This is a genomic window from Alistipes sp. UBA1686, from assembly GCF_002320215.1.
In the GTDB taxonomy this organism is placed as follows: Bacteria; Bacteroidota; Bacteroidia; order Bacteroidales; family Rikenellaceae; genus Alistipes; species Alistipes onderdonkii.
On sequence record NZ_DCKA01000021.1, the window covers coordinates 428,365 to 445,495 of the forward strand.

The window sequence follows — 17,131 nt, forward strand, 5'->3', positions numbered from 1 at the left end:
TTGTAAGAAAATCCCTGCGAGCAGCAACCCGCAGGGATTTTCCGTTTCAAAGAGGGGCCAAGGCCGGGGGGGGGCTGAAGATTTAAGAGCGGTTTACAGCATGGAATTGAAAAATAATCGCTAAATTGTACCGGGAAACCCAACCCGGAAAACCACATGAAAAAATTACTCCTGCTGTTGCTGGGGATCGCTTCGATCCCGGCCGCCTTCTCCCAGGGCGGGAGCGGCATCGACTGGGCCGCCGACCTGGATTACCTGGCCAGCGAACTGCCCGCGAAACATTGCAACCTCTTTGCGAAATACGACAAAGCGCAGTTCGAGACCGCAATCGGCGCGATCAAGGCTTCGGCCGGGGAGGCCGGAGATTTTGCTACGGCGCTCAAAACCCAGCAGCTGATCGCCAGGCTGGGTGATTCGCACACCATGCTATATTTCAACCAGCTGATGAACCGGCAGCAGAACTGCCGCTCGGGCTGCTCTGGGTCTCCGACGGGCTGTACGTCATACAGACGGCAGAGGAAAACAAAGAGTTGCTGGGGCACCGGCTCACAGCGGTCGGCAAGGCACCGGTCGAAACCGTAATCGACAGCCTGAGCACCCTGTTCACGGTCGACAACGAAGCAATAGTAAAATCCATGATTCCCCAATTGTTCCCGTCGTTACAGTTCCTGGAATATTTCGGGTTCGCACACAACGGGCAGGTGGAACTCACGCTGGACGGAGACAAGATCTATACGCTCAAACCGTCCGATCCGCAGCGGGCGGGTCGGGCCGCCTTCCAGCCCGATTCCCTGCCCCTTGCGATCGCGGAAAGGAACGTGCTTTTCACGGATCGCTATTTCCCGGAGGAAAAAATATACTATATCCTCTACAACTCCTGCTGGGGGCGTGAAAGCGAGGCGGAGTTCAAGAGCCGCGAGAAAGCCGCGTCGCTGCCGTCGTTCACGGAATTCGGCGAAAAGGCGTTCGGCATATTGCAGGGAAACCCCGTCGGGAAGATCATTTTCGACATGAGGAACAACGGCGGAGGGAACTCGGCACAGGGGAAGGCATTCATCGAAAGGCTGGCCCGGTTCCTGGAACAGCACCCTGGCATAAAAACCTATGTCGTCATCGGGCGAAGCACATTCTCCTCGGCCATCCTGAATACGATGGATTTCAAGCACCTGACCGATGCGGTCGTAGTCGGCGAACAGCCCGCCGGCAAACCCAACCACTTCGGCGAGGTACGGAATTTCCAGCTCCCGGGATCGAAGCTGACAGTCGCCTATTCGACCAAATATTTCCGGCGTACGGACGAAGAGGCCGACACGATCACCCCCGACGTCAGGATCGAAATGAGTTTTACGGATTTCACGAAAGGCATCGACCCGGTGTACGAATGGATCAAGGCACAATAGGCTGCGCGGGCGGTTTACTCCGTCCAGCCGTTATGCCGGACGTTCGCCGGGTTCCACTTCTGCTTGGGCTCAGGATTGTCCGCAGGATAGCCCACCGGAATCAGGTTGAGCGGAACGACATCGGAGGGAAGCCCCAGCACGCGCCGCACGGCCTCTACCCGTTCGTCGCGGGGATAAACCCCAGTCCATACGGCTCCCAACCCCAGGGCATGGGCCGCAAGGAGCAGGTTTTCCGAGGCCGCCGAGGCATCCATCACCCACCAGTCGCCGGAAGCCCCCGGATTGCGCGACACGTCGCCGCAGACGACCACGGCCAGGGGTGCCCGGGCGGCCATCTTCGCAAAGGGCAGCGCCCCGGCGAGTTCGCGTAACAGCTCCCGGTCGTCCACGACAACGAAAGCCCACGGCTGACGGTTCACGGCCGAGGGCGCGGCCATCGCAGCCCGCAGCAGCAGTTCGACCGTATCGGCACCGACCGGGCAATCCCGGTAGGCCCGGATGCTCGTCCGGGTCATAATCACATCGAGGGGGCTCCGCTTGCCGGACTCCCCGGCCGGGGTGCGCATCCCGGCCGACAGCCACCATACCAGCAACGCGGCCAGCACGGCACCGGCGCAGAAAAAGAGGATTTTCGTCCTGTTCATAATTTTCCGTTATATCGTGTACCGGCAAATATACGGGAAAAATCGTAAAAAGCACCGCACACCGGTCAAACGACCGTATCGGCGGGTAAATTAATCGACCGGGCGTTTGCAGGGGTCTTTTTTTATCGCTACCTTTGTCCGGATCATATCCCAAAAGGAAAATGCACAAATCGGGCTTTGTAAATATCATCGGAAACCCCAACGTCGGCAAATCGACACTCATGAACGCGCTGGTCGGCGAAAAGTTGTCGATCATCACGTCGAAGGCGCAGACCACGCGCCACCGGATCATGGGGATCGTCTCGGGCGAGGATTTCCAGATCGTCTATTCCGATACGCCGGGCATTCTGAAACCCAGCTACAAATTACAGGAGTCGATGATGAAATTCGTGACGGGCGCCGTGGCCGACGCCGACGTCATACTCTATGTCACCGACACCGTGGAGCGGGGGGAACGCTCGGCCGAAATCATCGACCGCATCCGCCAGAGCGGCGTTCCGGCCATCGTGGTCATCAACAAGATCGACCTCACGACGCCCGAGGCACTCGAGGTACTGGTCGACAAATGGCAAGGGGAGTTGCCCGAGGCACGCATCGTACCGGCATCGGCCAAGGAGAATTTCAACATCGAAGGGTTGTTCAAGACCATCCTCGACCTGCTGCCCGAAGGCCCGGCCTTCTATCCGAAGGATACACTGACGGACAAGACGCTGCGGTTTTTCGCCTCGGAAATCATCCGCGAGAAAATCCTCAGGTTCTACGACAAGGAGATCCCCTACTGCTGCGAAATCGAGATCGAAAGCTACAAGGAGGAGCCGGCGATCGACCGCATCGCCGCAACGATCTATGTCGCCCGCGACTCGCAGAAAGGCATCCTGATCGGGCATAAGGGCGAGAAACTCAAACGGGTCGGGCAGGCCGCGCGCGAGGACATGGAGCAGTTCCTCGGCAAGAAGGTTTTCCTGCAACTGTTCGTCAAAGTGAATGACGACTGGCGCAACAACGAACGCCAACTGCGCCGTTTCGGGTACGAATTGGAATAAACCGGAATCATAAACCGCCCGAAAAGGACGTTAATGGGACAAGTGAGTCGGAAATTGAAAAAATACATCCTCGGGATCGCACTGGGCATCGCACTGATGTGCGGGAAGGAATCGTATGCGCAGTACAACCGGGAATATTTCTTCTGGGTGGGACGTTCGTGCATGATGAACAACGACTACCAGGAGGCCATCCGGACGCTCAACACCCTGCTGCGGTTCGACGAGGATGCCTTCGAAGGCTATTTCCTGCGCGGCATCGCCAAATACAACCTCGACGACCTGCTGGGCGCCGAGGCCGATTTCTCGACCGCCATCCGGCTCAACCCCGTATACACACAAGCCTATACCTACCGCGCGATCACGCGTTCGCGGCTGGGTAATTACGATGACGCCCTGCAGGACTTCCGCGAGGCGATCGACCTGCGCCCGGATCTGCCGGGCCCCTATTACAGCCGCGGCGTGACACGGCTGCTGAACCAGCAGTTCAAGGAGGCCATCGACGATTTCGACAAGTTCATCCGCCAGGAGAACAAAGTCGCCGACGCCTTCATCTGCCGGGGCCTGAGCTACCTGCACCTGAAGGATACGGTACGCGCCTACGACAATTTCAACACCGCCATCCGCACGAACCGCGAGAACCCCGGCGGATACAACCGCCGCGGCGGACTCTACATGGAGCAGAAACGCTTTGCGGAAGCCGAAGCCGATTTCAACAAGGCCATCGAATGCGATTCGGCCTACCTGCTTTCGTATTTCAACCGCGCACTGGTCTACTCGGACACCAACCGTCCGATGCTGGCCCTCGCGGATTTCGACAAGGTGATCCAGCTAGATTCGACCAATTCGCTGACCTACTTCAACCGTGCCATGCTGCGCACGCAGATCGGCGACTACAACCGTGCGCTGGACGACTACGACAAGGTGGCGCTCTATTCGCCCAACAACGTGCTGGTCTACTACAACCGCGCAGGGGTCTATGCCCAGCTGGGCGAACTGGAGAAGGCGATAGACGACTACTCCTCGGCCATCAAGCTCTACCCCGATTTCGCCAACGCCTATATTTACCGCGGCCGTCTGCGCGAACTGCTGCGCGACCCGCAGGGCGCGAAGAAAGACCGCGACACGGCCCAGAAGAAGATTGCGGAGTACCGCTCCCGCCTGAGCGACAGCACCTACTCGATCTATGCCGACACGACGCAGCGTTTCGATCGCCTGTTGTCGTTCGACAGCAAATTCTCGGGCGGCAGCTTCGACCGCATCACGGGCCACAACGGCGGCCACGAGGAGATGCGCCTGCTGCCGCTGTTCAAGTTCACGCTGATGCGTCCCGACACCGTGCCGACCGTGGGACGCTACCACGTACAGCGCGTCGAGGACTTCAGGAAACGGGTGGACAACGAATACCTCACCCTTTCGTGGCGCGAAAGCAATATCCCGGCCGACACGCTGGTGATGCTCGACAAGCAATACGTCGAGGAGCTCAAGTCGGATCGGGCATCGTGGACGGTGCTCTTCGAACGGGGTGTCACGCAGTCGCTCATCAAGCAGTATACCAATGCTGTAAATACCTTCTCAGCGGCCATCGAGCAGAATCCGAGCAACCCGTTCCTCTACCTGAACCGCTCGACGACGCGCGCCGAGATGATCGACTTCATCTCGTCGATCGACAACTCCTACCAGCGCATCACGATCGACTCGGATCCGGCCAACCGGCTGAACAACAACAGCAAGCGCACGTACAGTTACGACGAGGCGGTGGCCGACCTGAACAAGGCCATCAAGCTCTTCCCCGACCTGGCGTACAGCTATTACAACCGCGCCAACCTCAAGGCCCTGTCGGGAAGCCTGCCCGAAGCGTTCGAGGATTACTCGAAGGCCATCGAACAGAACCCCAATTTCGCCGAGGCATATTACAACCGCGGCATCATACAGATATTCATGAAGGACACGCGCAAAGGGTGTCTCGACATTTCGAAGGCCGGCGAGCTGGGTATCGTCGAGGCTTACGAGGTGCTGAAACGATACGCGCCGTTAGAAAAGTAAGCTAACTCAAAAACAAATAATTATGACGGAAATTATCCAACGGAAACTCAACGACTCGGCCTGGGTGCGGTGGACGGCGCTCATCCTGATCGCACTGACGATGTTCTTCGGCTACATGTTCGTGGACATGATGTCGCCCCTGCAGAGCATGATCGAGGCACAGCGCGGCTGGACGCCCGACGTGTTCGGCATGTACGGAAGTTCGGAGTTCATCTTCAATGTCTTCGGATTCCTGATCCTGGCAGGTATCATCCTCGACAAAATGGGTGTGCGCTTCACGGGAATGCTCTCGGCATCCCTGATGTTTATCGGCGCCTGCATCAAATATTACGGCGTGAGCGACGCCTTCATCGGCACTGGCGCCGAGGCTTGGCTCAATAGCTGGTGGGTATCGTTCCCGGCCAGTGCCAAACTCGCATCGCTCGGGTTCATGATATTCGGATGCGGTATGGAGATGGCCGGCATCACCGTTTCGAAGACGATCGCCAAGTGGTTCGAAGGCAAGGAAATGGCCCTCGCAATGGGGCTGGAAATGGCCATTGCCCGTGTGGGTGTCTTCGCCGTTTTCTCCATCTCGCCGTGGCTCGCCAACATGGCTCCCGCAACGGTCGTGCGCCCGGTGGCATTTTGTACCCTGCTGCTGCTGATCGGACTGCTCACCTACACGGTATTCACCATCATGGATCGCAAGCTGGACAAACAGCTCGGGCTGGATTCCCGCGGCAACAACAGTTCCGAAGAGGAATTCCGCATCAGCGACCTGGGCAAGATATTCAGCAGCAAGGTATTCTGGATCGTAGCCATACTCTGCGTGCTCTACTATTCGGCGATCTTCCCCTTCCAGCGCTTCGCCACGAACATGCTGGAAAGCAACCTCGGGGTCACAGCACAAACGGCCGCCGACATCTTCCGCTGGTTCCCGATGGGCGCCGCGGCCATCACGCCGCTGCTGGGCAGCTACCTCGACCACAAGGGCAAGGGCGCCACGATGCTGATCTTCGGAGCCGTCCTGATGACGGTATGTCACCTGATCTTCGCCTTCGTGCTCCCGGCCTATCCGAGTACGCTCATCGCTTACGGCGCCATCATCATCCTGGGAATCTCGTTCTCGCTGGTACCCGCAGCGCTGTGGCCCTCGGTTCCCAAGATCATGGAGACCCGCTACCTGGGTTCGGCCTACTCGCTGATCTTCTGGATCCAGAACATCGGCCTCTGCCTCTTCCCGGCAGTCATCGGCTACGCCCTCAAATTCAGTAACCCGGGGCATGTGGACGGCACGGCCTACAACTATACGCTCCCGATGGTGATTTTCGCCAGCTGCGGCATCGCGGCAATGCTCCTGGGACTGTGGCTCAAGGCGGAAGACCGGAAAAAGAACTACGGGCTCGAACTGCCCAATATAAAGAAGTAGCCAAACTACGACGAATAAATGAAGCGGAAGGGCTGCCGTGCAATGCACGGCAGCCCTTTGTAATTTTCCGGAGGCAAGGGTTCGGGGAAAATCCCAGCCACGCGATCCGGAATCAGCGTACCATTTCGTACAACTCGGCGATGCGCGTGCACATCTCCTCCCACGAGAAGCGTTTGCGCTCCTCGATGCAGTTCAGGCGGAAGCGTTCGATCGTATCCCCGTCGTACATCCGCGCAATGGCATCGGCCACGCCCTGCACTGTAGGCTCGCAGACATACCCTACGCGACCGTCGGGCACGATCTCCGAAAGACCGCCGACGTCGGTGACGACCATCGGCACGCAGAACTGGTAGGCGATCTGCGTCACGCCGCTCTGCGTCGCGGTCTTATAGGGCTGGACGACGAAATCCACAGCCGAGAAGTAATATTTCACCTGTTCGTCGGGAATGAACCGGTCGTGGAGGATCACCTCGTCCTGCAGGCCGTTGTCGGCAATCTGCCGCAGGTAACGCTCCTTGGGGGTGTAAAATTCCCCGGCGACGATCAGCCTGCGCCCCGCGGCAAGCCCCCGGCGACGCAACCCCGCCCAGGCGTCGAGCAGCAGGTCGAGCCCTTTGTAGTCGCGGATCAGCCCGAAGAAAAGCACGTAATCGACCGTCGGATCCAGCCCCAGCCGTACACAAGCCTCGTTGCGGGCGACCCGCTCCCCGAAGTTCTCGAAAAGCGGATGCGGGGAAAACAGCGCCGGGGCATCGCTGTATGCCTTCAGTTCGCCGTGCACCTGCTCGGACATGTAGACGAACCCGTCCACAACACCCAGGTAATAACGGTTGAAGGGTTTGTCGGTCAGGTGGTGCTCGTGGGGTTCGACGTTGTCGATCTGGCAGAGCACCTTCGTATGGCCGTTGCGGCGGGCGAAACGGGCAATGGTACCGAAACAGGGTGCCATGAAGGGCGTCCAGTATTTCATCAGCACGAAATCGGGACGTTCGCGGCATATCCGGCGACCGATACGCACCCAGTTGAAAGGGTTGACCGTATTGACGCACCGGCAGATGTGCAGATCGGCCGGCGGCGGCGTGGATACGGTCTGGCTCTTGCCCGGGAAGAGCAGCGAAGGGTATTGCAGCGTGAAAGTCTTTATGTCTACCTCGTTCCCACGCCGCTGAAAGGTGCGGGCCATGATTTCCATGATCGAAGCCAGTCCGCCCCGGTACGGGTGCGCAGGGCCTAAAATCGTAATCTTCATACGGCAAATATAGGAAAAGATAGCGCAAACGGCTGTCTCTTTTGCCGTAAATATACGGACAGGGCAAACTTTTCGCGCCACCGCGATTCCATGCGCAGGGGCATAACGGGAAGATCCCGGCAGTCCGGCACCCGCCCCGGCCTGGTTCCCGGCCGGGACGAGGCTCCGTAAAAAGACACAGCAAAGAGCCCGGAGGAAAAACACACGGAGAAAAACCGGCCGGGAAAGCATGGCGGCAAGTGTCCGGCGGGAAGAACGCACAGCGAAGAGCCTGCCGGACGGGATTCACCGGGAAAAGCCCGCACAAAAAACGGGGCGCCGCGAACGGCACCCCGCAGACTCGGGCCAGGGACGGTTATTCGCCGTCGTCAGTATGTTTGAAACTCTTGGCGGTATGCTTGCTGCCCGCTGCGGACTGCAGCGCCAGGTACTCCTCGCCGTAGTCGAGCATATGCTGCAACTCGGTGCGGAAGGTATCGAGGTGTTCCTCCTCCTCGACGATAATGTCCTGGAACATCTTGTGCGTCACGGCGTCCTTGTGTTCGGCGGCGATGCGCGACGCCTCGTTATAGGAGTCGATCGTGCTCTGCTCCAACTGCATGGCCAGGCGGAGCATCTCCTTGGCGTCGGTCACCTGCTTGGTACGGAACGAGGCGTTCATGTCGACGTCGCCCTGCAGGAACATGATGCGGTCGGAGAACTCCTCGATATGGCGCATCTCGGCGATCGAGATCTCGCGCATGATCTTCGAAAGGTACTGATAGCGGTCGTCTTCGAAATGGGTGTGGAAATACATGTACTGGAGCGATGTGGCGATCTCCTTACCTACGGCATCGTTCAGCAGGTCGATGCTCACCTGATACTTGTTCTGTGTTTTGACTGCGGTTTCCATAATGAAAAAGGTTTTGCAGCCCTACCTGCAAAACCCGTTCCACGGAGTGCCGACAGGACATTCCCCGCAGGCCTATTTCCACTCGATAGAGGCACGTACCGCCACCGTATCGGCATCGCTGCGTATCTCGAACAGCGCCGTACGGCCGCGTTGTTCGTAACCGACGGCAAGCGTCTGCCCGTAACGGCATTCGCGCAGGAAATGGATGTCCAACCGCACGGGCGCCTCCTGCATCAGCATTTCCAGGGGCAGCATGTCGATCATCATTTCTATATAGCGCATCGTATTGACATGGCGGTTAAAGTCGATGTCGCTGTAAACGACCTTGTGCATGACCGTCTGCGCCGGGTTGACATCGCGGATCTTGCGCGGCTTGTCGGTCGGCGAAGGGGCATCGACGATGGCTTCGGCATGGGCGTCTCCCACCCACGACAGGTCAAGCGCCGAACGGCTCTTCAGATCAATCATCGCCCACTGCGTCACCGCACGGCCGAATTCGTTGCCCGCGGCGTCGGTCAGCGTGAAATTACGCGTCGAGAGCACCCGCCCGTATTCGTTGATCCACGTGGCGATCGTATAGTCGGTATACTGCCCTGGCTGGCAGTCGAATTCCACGGCCATGCGCGAGAGCACCCACGAATGGTTGTCGGCATTGAGGGCGTCGACCCCGAAACCCTTGCCGTGGGCGTCGATGCCCGCCGTATTGAGGATCGCCGAGCCCAGCGACGGGATCGTGGCCCGGAGCGTGAAATCCACATCCTGCGGTTCGACACGGTAATTATAATGCGATTTTTCTCCCATGTAATTGATATTTAGCGTTGCATGGCGGCAAAGATAAGAATTTTTCGTATATTTGGTTGAACATTAACCCTCAATAAAAGCGTTAGTTATGGAAATGAAGAAACTCGACTTCGCGGAAACCCTGAAGGATTCGATCGAAATCGGCGTCAAGAACGCCCCCCGATCGTCGTGGCAGTGACCCTGTGGCTGGTAACTATCTGGATACCCTACCTAAACATAGGGACGACTATCGCCTTCATCACCTTCGTCGTGATGTTCGTACTCTTCGTGCTGGCCGCTTCGATCGCAATGGCCATCGAAGCCTCGTTCTGGAAACAACTGAAAGACAACGTGGAATAAATACGCGCCACAGCAGGCGAAGGACGGCGCTGGTGCCGTCCTTTTTTATCCGCGACCAATTATTTTATCGAAAAACGATAAATATTGTTTTTTTTTCGAAAATAAATACTAATTTTGCACTATCGAAACTCAAAAACGAACAAGCATGCAGAACAAAAAAAGACTGCACAGGCATTTACTGCTGATCTACATCATCTACTTCGCGGCGCTGATCGTAGGTTTCGCAGCGAGCTTCGTCCCGGATTTCTCGCGCGGATGGCGCGATGCGCAGGACACGCTGGAGATCGAGATCCCGCAAGGCGGCATACGCTCCTATTACGTCTCCGCCCCGGTAGTGCGCAAGGCCGCCGAGCCGGTCGTGATCGAGGGGCTCCCGGCCAGCATCGAACCGACAATCAGCCGGATAGACCTGCGCGTACAGGTGGACGAGGCCTACACGCTCGGCAACGCGTTCAAGGTGATGGGCAACAATGTCTACTGCTACCTGCTGATGGTGATAACGGGCCTCTCGTACCTGACGATCCTCGTGCTGATAGCCCTGATCATCAATTCGCTCCGCAAGTCGATCCGCGACGAACAGCCGCTGCGCCACAGCAATATACTGCGTACGCGCGCCATCGGCATCCTGATCCTCGTAGCGGAACTAAGCGAGGCTCTGATGAAATACATCAGCAACACCGAGGCGGCACGACTGCTCGAAGGCACCTCTTTCGAGGTCGTGGGGACATTTCCGCTGAGCTACTGGAATGTGATCGTCGGTATTTTGTTCCTCTTCATGGCCGAGGTGCTTTCCCTCGGGACGCAACTGAGCGAAGAACAGAAACTGACTATCTAAAATAAGTAACATAGCATGGCAACGATACAGACAATTAAAGGGGGGGGGACGACATTATGGCTATAATAATCAATATAGACGTCATGATGGCCAAGCGCAAGATGTCACTCGGCGAACTGGCCGAACGGGTGGATATTACGCCCGCCAACCTCTCGATACTCAAGAACGGGAAAGCGAAGGCCATCCGGTTCTCGACGCTCGAAGCGATCTGCCGCGAGCTCGACTGCCAGCCGGGGGACATCATCGAATACCGCCCCGACCTGCCCGCAGAAAAAGAATAACACAAAAACCCTAATACGATCGATTATGAAAAAATTAACAATGCTGGTTGCAGCCGCCTTCGCAATGACGAGCGCAATGGCCCAGCTCAACCCGATGGAGCCGATCCCGGCGGACAAGGATGTCCGGACGGGTAAACTCGAAAACGGAATGACCTATTACATCCGCCACAACGAAAAGCCGAAAGGACAGGCGGATTTCCACATCCTGCACGACGTGGGAGCCATCCAGGAGAACGACGCGCAGCAGGGCCTCGCCCACTTCCTCGAGCACATGGCCTTCAACGGCACGAAAAACCTCCCCGGCAAGCAGATGATCGAATACCTGGAGAAGGTAGGCGTGAAATTCGGCGCCAACCTCAACGCCGGCACCAGCTGGGACATGACTTCGTACATGATGAAAGACGTCCCGACCTCACGCGAGGGCATCATCGACAGTGCGCTGCTGATCCTGCACGACTGGTCGCACTTCATCGCCCTCCAGCCCGAGGAGATCGACTCGGAGCGCGGCGTGATCATGGAGGAGCTCCGCACCCGCGACAACGCTTCGTGGCGTTCGACCATGAAGATGCTCCAGGCGCTGGGCAAGGGCACGAAATACGAGCACCGCAACCTGATCGGCTATCTCGACGGGCTGAAAGGCTTCCAGCACAAGGAACTGGAGGATTTCTACAACACATGGTACCGCCCCGACTATCAGGCGGTCGTGATCGTGGGTGACATCGACGTCGATGCCGTCGAAAACAAGCTCAAAACGCTGATGAGCGATATTCCGGCCCCCGCCGCCGATGCCGCACAGAAAGAGGTGATCACGGTGCCCGACAACGAAGAGCCGATCGTCAGCATCTACACCGACCCCGAAATGCAGGGTTCGCGCGTGCAGGTCTTCGTAAAGCGCCCGGCCGTACCCGAGCAGTACAACAACCTGGTATACGGCGAGATGCTCGACGTGGTACAGGCTTACATGACCACGATGGAGAATGCCCGTCTGCAGGAGATTTCGATGCAGCCCGACGCCCCGTTCCTGGGCGCAGGCATGAACTCGGGCAGCATCGGCGTAATCCCGACGCTCGAGGCCACGATTTTCGTCGCCATGACGCAGGATGGCAAACTGGCGCAGGGTTTCGAAGCCCTCTACACGGAGATGGAGAAGGTGCGCCGCCACGGCTTCACGCAGGGCGAATTCGAGCGTGCACAGAACGACCTGATGCGCCGCGCCGAGCGTTCGTACACGAACCGCAACGACCGCCGCAACGCCGAGTTCGTACAGACCTACCTGGATAACTACCAGCAGAATACGCCCATGCCCGACGCCGAAACCGAATGGCAGTTGGACAGCATGCTGATCAAGGCGCTCAACGTCGAGGCGGTCAACGCATTCGCACAGCAGGCGATCTACCCCAACAACCAGGTGATCGTCATCACGGCACCTGAAAAGGAGGGTGTCGTAAATCCGACGACCGAGGAGATTCTCGCCATCCGCGACAAGGTCGCCGCAGCCGAGATCGAGGCATACGAGGACAACACGGTCAAGGAACCGCTGATCCCCGAAGGAACTACTCTGGAAGGTTCGCCCGTGAAGAAGACCGCGCAGAACGCCGAGTACGGCACGACGGAATGGACGCTGGCCAACGGAGTGAAGGTCATCGTGAAGCCCACGACCTACAAAGCCGACGAGGTTCGCATGAGCGCCCTGGCCAAGGGCGGCCTGTCGATCCTCTCGGACGAGGAGTTCTACATGGGCGAGATGATGCCCGCCTTCAACTCGATGTCGGGCGTAGGCAAATTCTCGGCCACCGACCTCAAGAAACAGCTTTCGGGCAAATCGGCGTCGGTTCAGCCTTCGGTGGAGAACTACGCCAGCGCCATGAACGGCGTATGCTCGCCCAAAGACCTGGAGACGATGTTCCAGTTGCTCTACCTCAACTTCACGCAGCCGCGTTTCGACGAGAACGACTACAACACGCTCATGAAGATGCTGCGCGCACAGTTGGAGAACGTCAAGTCAAACCCCGACTACCTGATGGAAGACAAGTTCATCGACGTGGCATACGGCAACAACCCGCGCCGCCAGATGGTTTCGACCGAGATCATCGACAAGTTCAGCTTCGAGGCGCTGCCGGCCATCTACAAGAAACTCTATCCGGATGCCAACAGCTTCGTATTCAAGTTCGTGGGCAACGTAGACCTCGAAACGCTCAAACCGCTCGTTGAAAAATATATCGGCTCGATCCCGACCTCGAAGAAACCGATGACGTTCGCGGACGACAAATGCGATCCCGTGAAGGGCGAGGTGACCGAGGACTTCACGGCCTCGATGCAACAACCCAAGGTTTCGGTACGTTACATGTTCTCCGGCGAGATGCCCTACACGCTCAAGAACAAGGCTGCCCTGTCGTTCCTGACGCAGGCGCTCAACTCGCGCTACCTGGTTTCGATCCGCGAGGAGAAGGGCGGCACGTACGGCGTACAAGTATCCGGTTCGACGGAATACATCCCGAGCGAGACCTACAACATGACCATTTCGTTCGACACCAACGAGGAGATGGCCGACGAGCTGCGCGAGATCGTAATGAAGGAGATCGAAGAGATCGCCGCCAACGGCCCCAAGAGCGAAGACATCGAGAAAAACCGCGAGTTCATGCTCAAGAGCTGGAAAAACAGCCTCGAACAGAATGCCAGCTGGATGAACTACCTCAACAGCAAATACGGCTCGGGGCTCGACTACCTGGCCGATTACGAAGAGGTGCTCAAGACGCTGACCGACGCCGACGTACAGGCCATGGCCAAGAAGGTGCTTTCCGACGGTAACCTCGTGAAAGTCATCATGCGCCCCGCAAAGGAAGAGGCGAAATAAGCCCCCATCCGACAGAATGAAAGGTAGCCGTGAAAACGGCTGCCTTTTTGTTTGCAACAGGAGGTAAAAATATTACCTTTGCAAAAATTTTAAACCAAAGTGCTGCCATCCCATGTCTCGTAGTCTCAACCTGGTCTCAGGCCTCTATCTTAAAATATCCATTCTGACGATCGTCGCGGGGCTCGTACTCCGCATCGTGCTGCTCTTCAACGGGCAGACCAGCGACCTCGGTTTTTCACCGGGCGAGTGGTGCCAGGTATTCCTGCTGGGCGCCGTGAACGACCTTTGTGCCGCAACGATCGGCTTCGGCTTCCTGTGGCTCTTCATGATGAGCGTCTCGGAGACAAAATACTGCAAACCGTGGGGCTACATCATCCTCGGAATACTCGCCGCGGCATTTTGCTACGTGACCTTCTGCAACACGATATTCGACGAATACGGCAGCGTCGCACCGCAGGTAGCCTCGGGCATCCTCGGCTTCTGGGCCGGGACGTTCGCCCTGCGGCTCTTCTTCCGGGGATTCCGCAGCTACTGGACGACGGTATGGTTCGCACTGATCATCACGCTCTACGTGGGGGCTATCGTCTTCAACGCGATCAGCGAATATTTCTTCTGGAACGAATTCGGAGTCCGCTACAACTTCATCGCCGTGGATTACCTGGTCTACACCAACGAGGTCGTGGGCAACATCATGGAATCCTACCCCGTACTGCCGATGTCGCTCGGGATAATCGTAGTGACGCTGCTCATCACCTGGTACCTTTTCCGCCGCGACCTGGGGCAGGCCGACCGGCTGATCGGATGGCGCTGGAAGGCTGTCGCCGGGCCGGCCTATATCGCAGCCATGCTGCTGGCGGTTTGGCTGCTGCATTTCAATACCCGGTTTCAGGACAGCGACAACGTCTACGTGAACGAATTGCAGGCCAACGGACTCTACAAGTTCTACGACGCGTTCGTCAAGAACGAACTCGACTACGAACAGTTCTACATCACCGAGCCCGAAGCCAAGGCCGAGGAGTTCGTACACGGTGTGTACGGCAGCACGGGCGACAACCTGCATGCCGTCCGCAGCGAGGGCCCCGAGATACGGCGCAACATCGTACTGATAACGATCGAGAGCATGAGCGCCTCGTTCATGGGGCATTTCGGCAACACCAGGCAGCTGACGCCCGTGCTCGACTCGCTCTACGACCGGAGCCTGGCGTTCGACCGCGTCTATGCCACGGGTAACCGCACGGTACGCGGGCTGGAGGCCGTGACGCTTTCGCTGCCGCCCTGCCCGGGACAAAGCATCATCAAGCGCCCGAACAATGCGGGGATGCATTCGACCGGCGCCCTGCTGCGCGACAAGGGTTACACCGTGAAATATTTTTACGGCGGCAACAGCTATTTCGACAATATGGAGACCTTCTTCTCGGGCAACGGCTATGAGATCGTCGACCAACGGCAGTACGAGCCCGGGGAGATCACCTTCGCCAACATCTGGGGCGTATGCGACGAAGACGCCTACCGCAAGGTCATCCGCACGCTCAACGAAGACGCCGGCGACGGCAAGCCGTTCTTCGCACATGTCATGACGGTGAGCAACCACCGCCCGTTCACCTACCCGGCCGGGAAGGTCAGCATACCGCACGACGCCAAGTCGCGCAACGGAGGCGTGATGTATACCGACTATGCACTGGGGCGGTTCTTCGCCGAAGCGTCGAAACAACCCTGGTTCGCCAATACGATTTTCCTCATCACGGCCGACCACTGCGCATCGAGCGCGGGCCGCACGGAAATCCCGCTCGAAAAATACCATATCCCGGCACTGATCTACGCCCCGGGCTTCGTCGAGCCGCAGCATGTCGGGGGCATCGTTTCACAGATCGACCTGATGCCTACCCTGCTTTCGCTGCTCAACATGAGTTACGACTCGCATTTCTACGGCCGCAGCATTTACGACGAGGGCTATGTCAACCGCGCGTTCATCGCAACCTACCAGGATCTGGGCTACCTCGAGGGCGACGTGTTCACGATCCTTTCGCCCGTGCGCCGCTTCGAACAGTACCGGGTCGTTCCCACGGAGGACAATCCCCACAACCTCGAACCGATGGAAACGGAAAACCCCGAACAGGTCTCGCGCGCCATCGGCTATTACCAGACTTCGAGCGCGTGGAACAAACGCTGAGTGCCGGTATCTGAAAAAGGCTGTCTGAGATTTGTCAGACAGCCTTTTTTCGTATGCGTTTCCCGGATACGCCCCCGGTTCGCACAGAGTATGAACGCTTATCGGGATACTGCCTCGTCCCGGGGAGGGCGGTATCACTTCACCACCACGTCCCGGTCGGTGTTGAGCGTCAGCTGGTAGGTCGCATAATTGCCCGAGCCGTTGGTAAACTTGGTATAGATGGCCGTCAGGTCAACGACCGAACCGGATACGGGGATTTTGTTGTCGCGGAACTGGCTGTAACCGCTCGTACGCACCACATAGTTGCCCGGGGCGGCATTCGTGCCGGTACCTGCGGCCTGCGCATCGTAGGTGAACCAGGCCGAGCCGTAGAAAAACGTGTCGGCATTCGTACCGGGCAACATGCGCATCGTCGCCCAGGTAGCCCACTGGTCGATATCCTCCCACCCGGGGGAATTCACGTCGTAGGAGACGGAATTGGCGAAATAATTGGGAAAGGTGTTCTTATAGCCCCACGGCGCCGTGCCGAAGCGGCTCTCGACCCCTTCGAAACGAACCAGGCGCCCCAGGTCGTCGTCCGACAGCACAGTCCGGTAGTTGTCGCGCGTGACGACCAGCGTATCGGACTTCAGCATCGGCTGCTGTTCGCCCGAAAAGATGTGCTCGTCCTGCATAATCTTGCTCTCGATATTGTCGTTCGAATAGCTCGCATTGTAGGAGGTCGTACCGATGCTGACCATGCCGCGGTAGTTCCCCAGCACGAGCCCTTCGAGGTCGACGTAGACGATCTGCCCGACGGGATGGAACAGGTAGTTGCCCGTATTGAGCTTGAGCTCGATGGCCGACTCGGAGGCCTCGTCGTAGAGGTATACCGACTTGTAGACATTGCCGAAGCGGTCGGTCGAAATGACCTTGCCCGAGGTGAACAGCGGCTCATCGACCGTCCACGACGCCACGGTACCGTCGTTCATACCCGCATTCTCGGCCCGGAAGCGCGCCTTCAGCTCCCCGACGGAAATGTATTCCAGTCCCTTCGCCTCGAAATCGGCGCGGGTGTAGACCCTGGCCGGCCCCGGATTCAGGTAATCGCTGTAACAGCCTGTGAAAAACAGGGCTGCGGCAGCCGCCAGTAACAATTTGAATAATTTATCCATAGCATTCATGTTTTA

15 protein-coding genes are annotated in these 17,131 nt (G+C 57.9%); 10 read left to right on the forward strand and 5 right to left on the reverse strand.

All coding sequences use genetic code 11. The annotated features are described in order from the left end of the window. Positions 1-156: 156 nt before the first annotated feature. Both B3C38_RS11890 and B3C38_RS11895 read left to right on the forward strand, forming a co-directional pair. The gene (locus B3C38_RS11890; protein WP_286727222.1) at positions 157-582 is read left to right on the forward strand and encodes a hypothetical protein; all 426 of its coding nucleotides are present in this window, start codon (positions 157-159) and stop codon (positions 580-582) included. Further along, positions 531-1,400: a hypothetical protein gene (locus B3C38_RS11895; protein WP_286727223.1), complete on the forward strand. Its 870-nt coding sequence runs from the start codon at positions 531-533 to the stop codon at positions 1,398-1,400. Before B3C38_RS11890 ends, B3C38_RS11895 begins: the two co-directional genes overlap by 52 nt. A 14-nt stretch (positions 1,401-1,414) precedes the next feature. Here the strand turns inward: B3C38_RS11895 and B3C38_RS11900 are convergent, their stop codons facing one another. Continuing rightward, positions 1,415-2,044, reverse strand: a complete 630-nt coding sequence (locus B3C38_RS11900; protein ID WP_286727224.1) for a nitroreductase family protein — start codon at positions 2,042-2,044, stop codon at positions 1,415-1,417. 161 nt (positions 2,045-2,205) lie between these two features. On the opposite strand from B3C38_RS11900, the gene era reads away from it, so the two are divergent. The 3 genes from era to B3C38_RS11915 are packed head-to-tail and all read left to right on the forward strand — an operon-like array spanning position 2,206 to position 6,541. Then, the gene (gene era / locus B3C38_RS11905; protein ID WP_055211101.1) at positions 2,206-3,087 is read left to right on the forward strand and encodes a GTPase Era; all 882 of its coding nucleotides are present in this window, start codon (positions 2,206-2,208) and stop codon (positions 3,085-3,087) included. 54 nt (positions 3,088-3,141) lie between these two features. Beyond that, positions 3,142-5,130, forward strand: coding sequence for a tetratricopeptide repeat protein (locus tag B3C38_RS11910; protein ID WP_286727225.1), 1,989 nt, complete (start codon positions 3,142-3,144; stop codon positions 5,128-5,130). Between the two features lie 22 nt (positions 5,131-5,152). Next, positions 5,153-6,541, forward strand: a complete 1,389-nt coding sequence (locus B3C38_RS11915; protein ID WP_286727226.1) for an MFS transporter — start codon at positions 5,153-5,155, stop codon at positions 6,539-6,541. A gap of 112 nt (positions 6,542-6,653) precedes the next feature. Here B3C38_RS11915 and B3C38_RS11920 read toward each other — a convergent pair whose 3' ends face one another. The 3 genes from B3C38_RS11920 to B3C38_RS11930 form a co-directional block, all read right to left on the reverse strand. Further along, positions 6,654-7,790 (reverse strand): glycosyltransferase, encoded by a 1,137-nt coding sequence (locus B3C38_RS11920; RefSeq protein ID WP_286727227.1) that lies wholly within the window; start codon positions 7,788-7,790, stop codon positions 6,654-6,656. Positions 7,791-8,145: 355 nt separating this feature from the next. Beyond that, on the reverse strand, positions 8,146-8,682 hold the full coding sequence (locus tag B3C38_RS11925; RefSeq protein ID WP_022332956.1) for a ferritin-like domain-containing protein: 537 nt from the start codon (positions 8,680-8,682) through the stop codon (positions 8,146-8,148). Positions 8,683-8,754: 72 nt separating this feature from the next. Continuing rightward, complete coding sequence (locus B3C38_RS11930) at positions 8,755-9,483, reverse strand: acyl-[acyl-carrier-protein] thioesterase (protein ID WP_286727228.1); 729 nt, start codon at positions 9,481-9,483, stop codon at positions 8,755-8,757. 168 nt (positions 9,484-9,651) lie between these two features. Here B3C38_RS11930 and B3C38_RS11935 point away from each other — a divergent pair, with 168 nt between their 5' ends. The 5 genes from B3C38_RS11935 to B3C38_RS11955 all read left to right on the forward strand — a co-directional run bounded on the left by B3C38_RS11935 (position 9,652) and on the right by B3C38_RS11955 (position 15,962). Then, positions 9,652-9,822 carry a hypothetical protein gene (locus B3C38_RS11935; RefSeq protein ID WP_229107370.1) on the forward strand — a complete coding sequence of 57 codons (171 nt, stop codon included), beginning with the start codon at positions 9,652-9,654 and terminating at the stop codon, positions 9,820-9,822. Positions 9,823-9,967: 145 nt separating this feature from the next. Beyond that, complete coding sequence (locus B3C38_RS11940) at positions 9,968-10,657, forward strand: DUF2975 domain-containing protein (RefSeq protein ID WP_022332960.1); 690 nt, start codon at positions 9,968-9,970, stop codon at positions 10,655-10,657. A 56-nt stretch (positions 10,658-10,713) separates the two neighbouring features. Further along, positions 10,714-10,938: a helix-turn-helix domain-containing protein gene (locus B3C38_RS11945; RefSeq protein ID WP_055203307.1), complete on the forward strand. Its 225-nt coding sequence runs from the start codon at positions 10,714-10,716 to the stop codon at positions 10,936-10,938. 40 nt (positions 10,939-10,978) lie between these two features. Then, on the forward strand, positions 10,979-13,792 hold the full coding sequence (locus tag B3C38_RS11950) for a M16 family metallopeptidase (RefSeq protein ID WP_022332962.1): 2,814 nt from the start codon (positions 10,979-10,981) through the stop codon (positions 13,790-13,792). A gap of 112 nt (positions 13,793-13,904) precedes the next feature. Continuing rightward, the gene (locus tag B3C38_RS11955; protein ID WP_130064971.1) at positions 13,905-15,962 is read left to right on the forward strand and encodes an LTA synthase family protein; all 2,058 of its coding nucleotides are present in this window, start codon (positions 13,905-13,907) and stop codon (positions 15,960-15,962) included. A gap of 134 nt (positions 15,963-16,096) precedes the next feature. On the opposite strand, the gene B3C38_RS11960 is transcribed toward B3C38_RS11955, so the two are convergent. After that, a complete protein-coding gene (locus B3C38_RS11960) occupies positions 16,097-17,116 on the reverse strand; it encodes a DUF5689 domain-containing protein (protein WP_022332964.1) in 1,020 nt (339 codons plus the stop codon). Positions 17,117-17,131: the final 15 nt, after the last annotated feature.

Bases quoted from the DNA above. Each gene is read 5' to 3' on its own strand.
- B3C38_RS11945 (WP_055203307.1), top strand. From the start codon at position 10,714: ATGGCTATAATAATCAATATAGACGTCATGATGGCCAAGCGCAAGATG.
- B3C38_RS11960 (WP_022332964.1), bottom strand. From the start codon at position 17,116: ATGGATAAATTATTCAAATTGTTACTGGCGGCTGCCGCAGCCCTGTTT.
- B3C38_RS11950 (WP_022332962.1), top strand. From the start codon at position 10,979: ATGCTGGTTGCAGCCGCCTTCGCAATGACGAGCGCAATGGCCCAGCTC.
- B3C38_RS11890 (WP_286727222.1), top strand. From the start codon at position 157: ATGAAAAAATTACTCCTGCTGTTGCTGGGGATCGCTTCGATCCCGGCC.
- B3C38_RS11915 (WP_286727226.1), top strand. From the start codon at position 5,153: ATGACGGAAATTATCCAACGGAAACTCAACGACTCGGCCTGGGTGCGG.
- B3C38_RS11925 (WP_022332956.1), bottom strand. From the start codon at position 8,682: ATGGAAACCGCAGTCAAAACACAGAACAAGTATCAGGTGAGCATCGAC.
- era (WP_055211101.1), top strand. From the start codon at position 2,206: ATGCACAAATCGGGCTTTGTAAATATCATCGGAAACCCCAACGTCGGC.
- B3C38_RS11940 (WP_022332960.1), top strand. From the start codon at position 9,968: ATGCAGAACAAAAAAAGACTGCACAGGCATTTACTGCTGATCTACATC.
- B3C38_RS11930 (WP_286727228.1), bottom strand. From the start codon at position 9,483: ATGGGAGAAAAATCGCATTATAATTACCGTGTCGAACCGCAGGATGTG.
- B3C38_RS11955 (WP_130064971.1), top strand. From the start codon at position 13,905: ATGTCTCGTAGTCTCAACCTGGTCTCAGGCCTCTATCTTAAAATATCC.
- B3C38_RS11900 (WP_286727224.1), bottom strand. From the start codon at position 2,044: ATGAACAGGACGAAAATCCTCTTTTTCTGCGCCGGTGCCGTGCTGGCC.
- B3C38_RS11920 (WP_286727227.1), bottom strand. From the start codon at position 7,790: ATGAAGATTACGATTTTAGGCCCTGCGCACCCGTACCGGGGCGGACTG.